This window comes from Oceanicola sp. S124 (assembly GCF_000220565.1).
Lineage (GTDB): Bacteria > Pseudomonadota > Alphaproteobacteria > Rhodobacterales > Rhodobacteraceae > Pseudooceanicola.
Map to the genome: position 1 here is coordinate 1 of NZ_AFPM01000151.1, position 7,916 is coordinate 7,916.

Sequence of the window (7,916 nt, forward strand, 5' to 3'; positions counted from 1 at the left end):
CCACTGCGATCCTCGGTGGGCTGATCGCGAAGGGCATGTCCCCCGAGCAGATCACCGTCGTCGAACCGGGCGCGAAGCAGCGCGTGCCTTTGCAGACGCGCTACGGCATCCGGTTCACGGACGACCTGTGCGCAGGCTGTGCCGAGGCAGACACCGTCGTCCTCGCGGTCAAGCCGCAGGTCATCGCGCAGGAGGTGCGCCGCCGTGTGACTTTGCCCGGTGCCACGACCCGCGCGGCGATCACCGCGATGCGAGAGAACAAGTATGCAGAGATCATTGCCCGTGCGATGACGGCTTGCCGGGACCGCGCGGTCGAGCTGGGAAAGGGCTGAGGGATGTTTGAACAGGTCGAAGACTACGCCATCGACCCGATCATGATCGGCGCAGATCTCTTTGCCCAGGACCCGCGCCGGGACAAGCTGAACCTGACGGTCGGCATCTACCAGGACGCGCAGGGACGCACCCCGGTGCTGGAGGCGGTGAAACGCGCCGAGCAGCGGCTGGTCGAGAGGCAAGAAAGCAAGGCCTACCTCGCGCTGACCGGGGATGCGGAGTATTGCAGCACGCTTGGTCAGGTCGTCCTTGGCAAGGCTTTCAATGAAAGCTGGGTCACCGCACAGACCTCCGGCGGCGCTGTGGCGCTGCGGGTGATGGCGGACCTCTTGGCACAGATGCCCACGCCCCCCACCGTCTGGCTGCAATCGCCGACCTACGGCAACTACATCCCGATCCTGACCGCCGCCGGGGCGCGGCATCAAACGCTGCCCTACTATGATCGGCTGCGCGCGAAGCTGACCTTTGAGCAGATGCTCGACGGGTTGCAGGCCGCCCCGCCCGGCGATGTCTTCCTGATGCAGGGGGTCTGCCACAACCCCACCGGCGCGGACATGTCCGAGGACCAGATCACCGCCCTGCTGGATGCGCTGGAGGCGCGCGGCGTCGTGCCATGGATCGACCTTGCCTACCTCGGCTTTGTCGAAGGTTTCGAGGCCGATTGCGCCGTGGCCCGCCGCATCGCCGAACGCTTCCCGGAATGCATTGTCTGCATCACCCTGTCCAAGTCCTTTGGCATCTACCGCGACCGCGCCGGGGCGCTGTTTGTGAAAACCCGAGCGAAGGACCGTGGACGCCTCACCCGCGCCGTCACCGCCATCGTGCGCTCTGGCGCATCTCACGCCCCGGACCACGGACCGTCCGTGGTGCGCACCATCCTGCAGGACCCGGAGCTCAAGGCGCACTGGCTGAGCGAGCTTGACCAGATGCGCCAAAGGGTGGTGCGGATGCGCCAGCAGATCGTCGCCACTGAACGCGATCTGTTTCACACCGACCGGCTGGCCTACCTCGCAGGGCAATCGGGGATGTTTTCGCTGCTGCCGCTGGACGACGCACAGGAAATGGCCCTGACCCGCGACCACGGTATCCATGTGGTCCAGGGCGGCCGGATCAACGTGGCCCGCCTTGGCGACGATGACATCAGCTGGCTGGTCACGGCGGTGTGCGGGCTCCTGTCACCGTCCAGCTGACGATGCGCGAACCTGCGGTTCTCTTTGTGCGGCCACATAATCGGATGATCGGGCGAAGCAAATGTCGGCTTGAGCGAAGCTGTGGCGCAGAAACCCCAAGCCGGTCGATGTCTGGAGCGGCTCGGGCGCGCCTGCGGAGGCACCCCGGTTCGATGAGGCATGTCCACTTCTACGCTTAGCGGTCATCTGGATGCTACCGGTCGAACCGCCGCTCCCTGCGCTGAGCGGTTTGTCCCGCGCGCAGCAAATGGCCGTCCTCCCCGTGTCGGCGTCTGGCGTCATGCAGCAGCTTGAACGGTTGTCACCGAAGGGCTGGCAGCGGTCATCCGCTGCTCCTGACATGAACGGCATCCATGAGCGGCCAGCGACGGACCGGCCTCCATGCGTTTCACTGCCTTAACGTGGAGCCGGCGCCGAGTCGCACTGCTCCCAAACGCTGAACCACAGCAATCTGAACAGTCCCGGCTGCCTTGCGACAGCGGGCAGGTAGCGTCATCGGGCGAGTGCACAGCACCCGGAGCATTGCATGCGATAGCGCGTCTTCAACCGCATGCTCTCAGCTTCGAGCGCCTCCCGTCGGGAAGCAAGCCACCGCGACTCCTCTTGCAGCTGGAGCAGGCCTCCCGGCGGATCCCGGCCTTTCAGCAGACCTCCGCGACCGGCCTGCCTTGCTCGCCATGTGTCGGGAAAAGCGCCTTCGGCGGCTCCTTGACCTTCGATGGCCACAGGCACGTCCGCTCCTTTCCGGCCAGGCAAGCTTCACCGAAAGCTCAAGTTTCAAACGGTCCGGACGTCGGTGGGCAGAGCGCTTCCCGGGACATGGGCAGCCACCTTCTGGGGATCCCAGTGCCATTCACACCTGTGTGCGGTCAGCAGGGTGCTTGACAGGAGCACGCAAATTTAGTTCGGTAACAAAACTATCTCGGCAGGAGGAGGCCGAAATGACCCCAGAACAAACGCTCGAAAGCGCTGCTAAGGCGCGTGCCCTGCCGCGTGGTGCCATTGGTTACTTTGGCGACGACTTGCCCCGGCAGATTCTGCAAGGACGTGGTGTCTCGGCGGTCGACGTTGCGCTGGCCCCGGCAGCCCCCGACATGCACCCGGATGTGGCCCGGATCACGGAGCCCTTCATGGACAGGAGATCGGTCGAGTTCCTGAACCGTCTGGCCGCGGGGGCTTTCGATGACCTGTCCGGCATCGTGTTCTGCCGGGATGACGCCGCGGCCCTGCCCGCCTACCAATACGCAACCGAGCTGCGCCGCACCGGTGTCCTGGACCGCGGCCCGGCCTTCTTCCTGTGGAACCTGCTGCATGGCACGACCGGACCGATAGCCACCTTCAACGCCCGCCAGGCGACGCGCCTGGCAGAATGGCTGCCGGCCACCAAGGAAGGCGATGACGGCAGGACGCTCGCAGCGCAGGGCGAGGCCCTGAAAGCGCTTGCCCGCGCCCAGGACGAAGCCCGCGTCAGCGGTGAGACCGCCATGATCTGGCGCCTGGCCGGGCGCTGGATGGATCCCGCCAGCCATGCCGACGCCCTGACGGCTGCCGTGACGGCCGCGATGGGTGATCGCGACACGCCCCGCCCCGGCCGCAGGATCGCCCTGCTGGGGGCCGCTTGCGACCAGCCGCAGCTTTACGCGGCGCTCGAAACGGCCGGCACGATCGTCTGCGACCTGACACAACTGGGCAACCACGCCCCCAGGCCGACAGGCCAGGCCGCAACCGATCTGGCCGCCATAGCAGTAGACCCCTTCCACCCGCGAGGTACCCCCTCCGACCGCTATCGCCCGGCCATTCTTCAAGCCATAGCAGAGGCCCGCTGTGATCTGGTGGTCGTACAGCTGGACGAAACCGATCACAGCTTCGGTTGGGACCTGCCTTCGTTGACCCGCGAGGTGTCCGAGCTTGGCATCAGGCTGGTGCACCTGGGCTTCCGCCCGCTGCGCCCCGATGCCGCCTGGTACGCCCGCGCTGCCCGCCTGCTGCAAGGAGAACCGGCATGACCGAGGCCCCCAAAACCTGCGCCCGGATCGCTACCGAATACCAGCGCGACTGGCTGAAGGGCCTGCGCTCCAGCCTCGCTGCCGGCGAGCCCTTCGTCTTCGCCAATGCAGACACGCCGCATGAGCTTTTTCACTTCATGGACATCCCGCTGGTCACCAACCAATGGTGGTCGGCCGTAATCGCCGCCAAGCAGCTCTCAGGCTACTATTTCGATTGGATGGACGAACAGGGCTACCACGACCGGCTGGCCCGCTATTCCTCGCTGCCGCTGATCTCGCAGATGGAAGGCGACGCCGAGCGCGCGCCCTGGGCGGCCTGCCCGCGCCCAGCCTGCTTTGCGCCCGGCAAAGCTCGGACGATCACCAACGCATCTTCCAGCTCTGGGCAGAGCTGACCGGCGCGCCGCTGCACCTGCTGTCTGCCCCCGCCGTGCCCGACCCGCAGCCGGACTGGTGGGTTCAGGCGCGGGACAACTGGGAAGAGTTCTACGGCTCCGACAGGCTCGACCTGCTGGAGGCCGAGATGGAGGCCATGGTACCCGAACTGGAGAAGCTGACCGGGCGGAGCTTCGACCGCGCAGCCTTCACCCGCTACCTCGAGCGGATCAACGAACAGGAAGCGATCATGGACGAGGCAACAAGCGTGGTGGCCGAGGCCCCGCGCCTGCCGATCCGCATCTCCGAACAGATCCCCAACGTGATGATCCCGCAGTGGCATCGCGGCTCCGACTGGGCGCTGTCGCATTCCCGCGCCTTCCTGGAAGAGGTGAAGGGCCGCGTCGCCCGCGACGAGGCCGTCTGCGAGAACGAGCGGATCCGCATGATGTGGATCGGCGCGGGCCTGTGGTTCGACACCGGCTTCTACACCCGGTTCGAGGAAAGCCATGGCGCCGTCTTTGCCTGGTCGATGTACCTGCCTTTCGCCGGCGACGGCTATATCCGGGCGCTGAACGACAGGCCGATGCGCAGCCTGGCGGCACGGGTCTCGGCCATCAACGAACAGCTGCACCAGCCGCCCTGGGTCAACAGCTGGATGGTGGAACAGGCCAGGCGCTTCCGCATCGACGTTGCCCTGATGCTGGTGCCCGAACACGACCGCTTCGGCGGCTACGGCAGCTTCTTCGCACGCAATGCGCTGGAGGCGGCGGGCGTCCGAGTGATCGAGGTGCATTCCGACATGGTGGACCAGCGCGACTGGGACGGCGATGCGATCACCGCCCGCGTGTCTGAGGTGCTGGACGAGGTGGCGGCGCGGAAATCCGTGCCCGCGGACTGACGCAGGCCCAGGAACAAACCCCGCGCAGCGCCGGAAGAGGAGCCGGCCCTGCGTGGAGAGGAACAGGAAGAGCTGCGGTGCGCCGCAGGGGAGGAACGACATGACAGCCCTCAAGGGTCTGAAGGTTGCGGATTTCAGCTGGGTCGGCGCGGGACCGCGTGCCACCAAGGATCTGTCCGACAACGGTGCCACGGTGGTGAAGGTGGAGAGCCGCAAGCGGCTGGACCTTGGACGCCTCTCGCCGCCCTTCGCCAATGGCGACAGCAAGAACCCCGATGCTTCGGTCTTCTTCTGCCAGGTGAACACCTCGAAGCTGAGCGTGACGATCAACCTCTCCGATCCCGAGGGCCAGGCGGTGGCGCGCCGGCTGTGTGACTGGGCCGACGTGGTGGTCGAGAACTTCAGTCCCGGTTACATGGCCCGCATCGGGCTGGATTACGCGACGCTCTCGGCGGACCGTCCCGAACTTATCATGCTCTCGGTTTCGGTGGCGGGGCGCAGCGGCCCGATGGCGGGGTATCGCGGCTACGGCAATATCGCCGCCGCCCAGTCAGGCCATTCGGCACTGACCGGCTGGCCCGGTGGCGATCCGCACCTGCCGCCCTTCGCCTATGGCGACGTGACCGCGCCGCTGTTCGCCTCGGTCGGTGTGATGGCCGCGCTGGAGCATCGCGACCGCACCGGGCTGGGTTGTCACCTGGATGTCAGCCAGATCGAGTCGATGGTGCAGGTCATCCCCGAACTGCTGGCCAAGGACGACGTGGTCCGCATGGGCAACCGCGATGCCGTCATGGCCCCCCATGGCGCCTTCCCTACCGAGGGGCCCGACCGCTGGATCGCCATCGCTCTGGAGGATCCCGCACTCTGGCCCGCCCTCTGCGAGGAGCTGGGCGCCCCGACGTTGGCCATGGACACCCGCTTTGTCACGGCCGAGGCCCGCAAGGCCAACGAGAACGCGCTGGAGGCCGAGATCGCCGCCCTGACCGCCGGGTTCGAGCGGTTCGCCCTTGCCGAGGCCTTGCGGGCGCGCGGCATCGCCGCCGCCCCGGTGGCCGATGGCCGCGACCTCTGCGAGGCGCGCGACCTGATCGACGGAGGCCATTTCGTCGCGCCGGAACACCCGGTGATCGGCCCGGCAAAGATGCCCGCCCTCGCCATGCGCCTGCACGACACGCCCTGGCACATGGGTCCGGCGCCGATCCTCGGGCAGCACAATGACCAAGTTTACTACGACATCCTGGGGATGGGCCGTGCCGAGGTCGAATCCCTGATCGGGAAAGGGGCGCTGGCATGAGCCTGCTCAGTCATATCAAGGTGGTGGAGCTTTCTGACGGGCTGACCGACATGGGCGGCCGGATGCTGGCCGAGATGGGGGCGGAGGTGGCCGTCGTCCTGCCCGGGGACATCCGCACCGATCGCGCCCGCGCCTACCACCACGGCAAGACCGTGATCACAGGCGAGCCCGAGGATCTGCGGACGCTGATCGCCGGGGCCGACGTGCTGCTGGATGGTCGTCGTCGCGCGCAGGGGGATCCCGAGGACTACATCGCGCTCAATCCCGGCCTCGTGCATGTGGTGGCCTGGGCCTCGATGCCCGGCACGCCCTCCTGTGGGGCGCCGACCACCGACCTGACGCTGATGGCGCAATCGGGGCTGATGACGATCATCGGCGACCCGGACCGCCCGCCGCTGAAACTGCCCGGGGAACAGGCCTATGCCCTGACCGGCATCCAGGCCGCAACCTCGGCGATGCTGGGCCTGCGCGCCCGTCGCCAGACCGGGCGCGGGCAACGCATCGACCTGTCGGCGCGCCAGGCTGCCACCCAGGCCAACTACCGCGAGGCGATCTCCTACGAATGGACCGGCCGCATCGGGCACCGACCGGGCAACCAGCTGATCCGTGGCAAGTCGGGCGTCACGCTGGTCTACCCTTGCGCCGACGGGCATGTCACCTGGTCGATGGTCGACAACCCCGGCATGATGCGCGCCATCGTCGCCGTGATGGTCGAGGAAGGCGTGGCCGGCGAACTGGCCGAAATCGACTGGGCCAACATCCTGGTCGCCGACACCGACCAGCAGGTGATCCGCCGCTGGGAAGGCATCGTCGCCGCCTTCTTCCTGTCCCACACCAAGGCCGAGCTGGAAGCCTGGTCGGTCGAGAGGGGCTGGGGACTGTCGCCCATCTTCGACCCGGCCGAGGTACGCGACAGCGCCCAGCTGAAGGCACGCGGCCTCTTCGTCGATGTCGAGACGCCCGAGGGCACGCGCCGCTACCCCGGGCCGCTCTTCACGACCTCCCTGCCCGAGGATCCGCCCGCACGGTGGGCCTCCGACGCAATACCGGCCCGCGATTTCGCCTGGAGCCGGACATGACCGGCGCGCTGGAGGGGCTCAAGGTTCTCGACTTCACCCGCTTCCTGCCCGGCCCCTATTGCACCTGGCTGCTGGCCGACATGGGCGCCGAGGTGATCCGGGTGGAGCATCCGCGCGAACTGGCCAAGCAGGCGAAGGTCTTTGGCTGGGACCGGCTGGACGACGCCACCCGCGCCCGGATGCGCCGCCGGGACATCCTTGCCCGCAACAAGCGCTCGATCCTGGCCGACATCGGCGACCCGGAGGCGCAGGCCATGCTGCACGCGCTCGCCGCCCAGGTGGATGTGGTGGTCGAGGACTACCGCCCAGGAGTGCTGGCAAAGCTCGGCCTGGGGCATGAACAGCTGATGGCGGCGAACCCGGCGCTGGTGACCTGTTCGCTGACGCTCTGCGGCCAGACAGGCCCCTATCGCGATCGTCCTGGCCACGACCCGATCGCACTCTCGGTGGCGGGTGTGCTGAGCCGCGTGGGCGAAGACCCCGACCGCCCCAGCTTCCCCGGCATCCCGGCAGCGGACGTGACCACCGGCACCCATGCGGCCTTCGGCATCCTGTCGGCGCTGCGGGCACGGGATCGCGACGGCCTGGGCCAGCATGTGGACATCGCCATGTCTGACTGCGCCATGACCCTTCTTGTCGGAACGCTGTCGCGCACGGACGATCCGACCGCCCTGCCCCCGCGCGGTCAGCGGCGGGCCGATACCGGGCTCTGGCGCTGCGCCGACGGCAAGTGGCTCT

Annotated in this window: 8 protein-coding genes; all 8 read left to right on the forward strand. The window is 67.5% G+C overall.

The features are described 5' to 3' along the window. The coding region (locus OS124_RS24325; RefSeq protein WP_010139502.1) for an NAD(P)-binding domain-containing protein at nucleotides 1-332 on the forward strand (332 nt) is incomplete at its 5' end. Between the two features lie 3 nt (nucleotides 333-335). Beyond that, entirely contained in the window at nucleotides 336-1,523 is a 1,188-nt protein-coding gene (locus tag OS124_RS0110330) for an aromatic amino acid transaminase (RefSeq protein ID WP_010139503.1), read from the forward strand. Between the two features lie 941 nt (nucleotides 1,524-2,464). Next, nucleotides 2,465-3,529, forward strand: coding sequence for a 2-hydroxyacyl-CoA dehydratase family protein (locus OS124_RS0110335; RefSeq protein WP_010139504.1), 1,065 nt, complete (start codon nucleotides 2,465-2,467; stop codon nucleotides 3,527-3,529). Then, nucleotides 3,526-3,924, forward strand: coding sequence for a hypothetical protein (locus OS124_RS28000; RefSeq protein ID WP_237708102.1), 399 nt, complete (start codon nucleotides 3,526-3,528; stop codon nucleotides 3,922-3,924). Before OS124_RS0110335 ends, OS124_RS28000 begins: the two co-directional genes overlap by 4 nt. Next, nucleotides 3,900-4,805, forward strand: a complete 906-nt coding sequence (locus OS124_RS24330) for a 2-hydroxyacyl-CoA dehydratase family protein (protein ID WP_237708103.1) — start codon at nucleotides 3,900-3,902, stop codon at nucleotides 4,803-4,805. The genes OS124_RS28000 and OS124_RS24330 overlap by 25 nt, the downstream gene beginning before the upstream one ends. A 100-nt stretch (nucleotides 4,806-4,905) precedes the next feature. Then, entirely contained in the window at nucleotides 4,906-6,099 is a 1,194-nt protein-coding gene (locus tag OS124_RS0110345; RefSeq protein ID WP_010139506.1) for a CaiB/BaiF CoA transferase family protein, read from the forward strand. Continuing rightward, complete coding sequence (locus OS124_RS0110350; protein ID WP_010139507.1) at nucleotides 6,096-7,178, forward strand: CoA transferase; 1,083 nt, start codon at nucleotides 6,096-6,098, stop codon at nucleotides 7,176-7,178. Before OS124_RS0110345 ends, OS124_RS0110350 begins: the two co-directional genes overlap by 4 nt. Beyond that, nucleotides 7,175-7,916, forward strand: a 742-nt coding sequence (locus OS124_RS24335; RefSeq protein ID WP_010139508.1) for a CaiB/BaiF CoA transferase family protein, incomplete at its 3' end; no start/stop codon positions are given. The genes OS124_RS0110350 and OS124_RS24335, both read left to right, overlap by 4 nt.

Coding starts and splice junctions, on each gene's coding strand:
- OS124_RS0110330 (WP_010139503.1), top strand. CDS start 336: ATGTTTGAACAGGTCGAAGACTACGCCATCGACCCGATCATGATCGGC.
- OS124_RS0110335 (WP_010139504.1), top strand. CDS start 2,465: ATGACCCCAGAACAAACGCTCGAAAGCGCTGCTAAGGCGCGTGCCCTG.
- OS124_RS28000 (WP_237708102.1), top strand. CDS start 3,526: ATGACCGAGGCCCCCAAAACCTGCGCCCGGATCGCTACCGAATACCAG.
- OS124_RS0110345 (WP_010139506.1), top strand. CDS start 4,906: ATGACAGCCCTCAAGGGTCTGAAGGTTGCGGATTTCAGCTGGGTCGGC.
- OS124_RS0110350 (WP_010139507.1), top strand. CDS start 6,096: ATGAGCCTGCTCAGTCATATCAAGGTGGTGGAGCTTTCTGACGGGCTG.